The sequence below is a fragment of the Phyllobacterium sp. genome (genome assembly GCF_037994425.1).
GTDB lineage: Bacteria > Pseudomonadota > Alphaproteobacteria > Rhizobiales > Rhizobiaceae > Phyllobacterium.
Window position 1 is genome coordinate 1 of the sequence record NZ_JBBNAM010000091.1, and the last position, 2,257, is coordinate 2,257.

The following is a 2,257-nucleotide window of genomic DNA, read 5'->3' on the forward strand; positions in this document are numbered from 1 at the left end:
CTCAAGAACAAGGATGCTCCGGTAGTCATGCCGGTGGACTGACGGTGTGCACATCGACGAAGATGTGACAGCTTCCTGGGGGGCGACGCTCGGTTGATCGTCGCGGTTGTGGGAGCGACCGGGCGTACCGTGGAGATCGGCGGGCGCGAGCAGTATGGTTTCGACGAAATTGCCCGCATGCACCTCGCAGCAAACGAAGACATGCGCCAGGTCGTAACGGATGACAGAGCACGCTACTACGGCGTCGAGCTGAATGACGACACACTGCTTCGGCTCAAGGGTTCACGTGTAGGTCCAATGCGTTATGTCGACTGGCTGTACCGCTCTATGGCCAATTAGACATCGCCGGGCCCCGCAACAACTCCTGTTGGAGGAAGAGAAGGAGAAACTATCGATGGATGCCGAAGTGAGAGACAACCAGGAAAAGCATCGCTTTGAACGTCAGATACATGATGGGAGTTGGGCAGCGGCATACTACCGATTGGAGGACGGAAAGCTCGTGTTCTTTCATGTAGAAGTCCCCGAATTTTCCAGCCAAGGCATAGGTGCGGCTTTGGTTCAGGGTGTATTCGACATACTCCGCGAACGGGGCGAGAAGGCGGTTATAAAGTGCTCGTTTATGGAAAGCTTCTTGCAGACGCATCCCGAATATCAGGATGTTGTCGATACCGCGCGATAGTTCCGATAGCGTCGATGGACCGCAGCGCAACTGAGCGTCCACGAAATGCTAGCGGGGCCCGATGCAGCAGGCCAGCGTCGGTAACCCGACGTCAAGCGAAACAACGAACATATTTTGGATAAGCCATGCACGTAGGCAGACAATATAGCGTCACCGACTTTCTCAAGTGGACAAGAATGGAATTCCGATGGCTGATTGGATGGGCGTTGCTTGCCACTTTGTTCCTTCAACTCACGACCTGGAGATTCCTGACGGTGCCGGCACCGATACTGACGATCGTCGGATCGGCGCTGGCGATCAGCATCGCGTTCAAGAGTCAGCAATGTTTTGCTCGATTCACCAATGCCCTGACGCTGTCTGGGCAACTCAATACGAGCAGTTTCATCCTCGCCCAAAGGTTGATGTCCGCGATGGGCAATCTGGATGTCCCGTCCGGTCCACGACTGGAGGATATCTTCAATCGCCATTTCGCATGGCTCACGGCCCTGCGGTTCTTTCTGCGTGAAAAGAAATCCTGGGAGAATAGATTTGATCCGGGGAACGTTCGATTCCTTGCTCATATTCCGAACCCTGAAAGCGGCTCTGCACTCGAGTTCGAACTAAGAGGCTATTTGTCGGATGTCGAGATGCAGAAAGTCATGACCCATCCAGGTGACAAAGAAGCTCTCATTCTCGATTGGCAGTATGACGCCATCAGAAATCTTCGAAGGCAAGAACTTGTCAGTGAGTACATGTTCACTGTGCTGACAGCCTCGCTTGAGGAACTCGCAAGACTGCAGGGTGGATTGAAGCTGATTAAGAACTACCCCTATTCCCGTAACTACTATTCGATAACCGTCATTCTTATAAAGATGTTCGTCGCCATCGTGCCTTTCGGACTGTTTCCATATGCCTATGAATTGGGTGTGTATGCCGGCATCGCGGATTGGACGGCTTGGCTGAACGTGCCGTTCAGCGTTGCGGTCGGCTGGGTTTTCGTTTCATTGGAAAAGGTCGGAGAGAATTCATCCAACCCGTTTGAGGGAAATGCAAACGATGTCCCGATCTCGTCGATCACGCGGAAAATTGAGATAACGATGCGGGGCATGATGGGTGAGACAAACGACCTGCAACCGATTGAGGCGAAGAATAACATCCTGTTTTGAATTGGGGATTCGTTGACGCTTGCAGGCAGCTGCTTTTTTTGCGTGCTCGGGAAAGGGCCAATCTTGACAGCAGCGGTACTGCAAAACGCGTTCGACTTATGCCTGCTATTGACGCTGGAATATCGTGCTGGGTCGAGTCGACAGCCAAGCCCAGCACGACATTCATGGCTCTAGTGGCTCACCTGCTTCATAGGGCCCTTTGGTCGCTTTGCCAGCCAAATGACGGCCGCGAATACCAGAATGAGCCCCGTCGCCATCGCGTAGAAATTGTTGGTGGCGAGCATAACCGCCTGCATGTCGACCATTCTGGAGAACATGGCGAGGCCGGATTCGTCCGGAAGCCCTGACGGCGTGGTCAGCACCGTTGTCGGATTGATGATGGACACGAGATCAGCCCTGCTCTCCTTTGTGGCATGCTCCCAGTAGGTGGCTG

General features: G+C 53.6%; 3 protein-coding genes and 1 pseudogene. 3 read left to right on the top strand and 1 reads right to left on the bottom strand.

Translation table 11 applies throughout. The annotated features are described in order from the left end of the window. Window positions 1-93 precede the first annotated feature (93 nt). The 3 genes from AAAB35_RS06700 to AAAB35_RS06710 all read left to right on the top strand — a co-directional run bounded on the left by AAAB35_RS06700 (window position 94) and on the right by AAAB35_RS06710 (window position 1,824). Complete coding sequence (locus AAAB35_RS06700) at window positions 94-339, top strand: hypothetical protein (protein WP_340667432.1); 246 nt, start codon at window positions 94-96, stop codon at window positions 337-339. Between the two features lie 55 nt (window positions 340-394). Continuing rightward, on the top strand, window positions 395-679 hold the full coding sequence (locus AAAB35_RS06705; protein ID WP_340667433.1) for a GNAT family N-acetyltransferase: 285 nt from the start codon (window positions 395-397) through the stop codon (window positions 677-679). A gap of 176 nt (window positions 680-855) precedes the next feature. Beyond that, complete coding sequence (locus AAAB35_RS06710) at window positions 856-1,824, top strand: bestrophin family ion channel (protein ID WP_340667434.1); 969 nt, start codon at window positions 856-858, stop codon at window positions 1,822-1,824. A 170-nt stretch (window positions 1,825-1,994) separates the two neighbouring features. On the opposite strand, the pseudogene AAAB35_RS06715 reads toward AAAB35_RS06710, so the two are convergent. Further along, window positions 1,995-2,257, bottom strand: a pseudogene (locus AAAB35_RS06715) (MFS transporter); the annotation flags it as partial.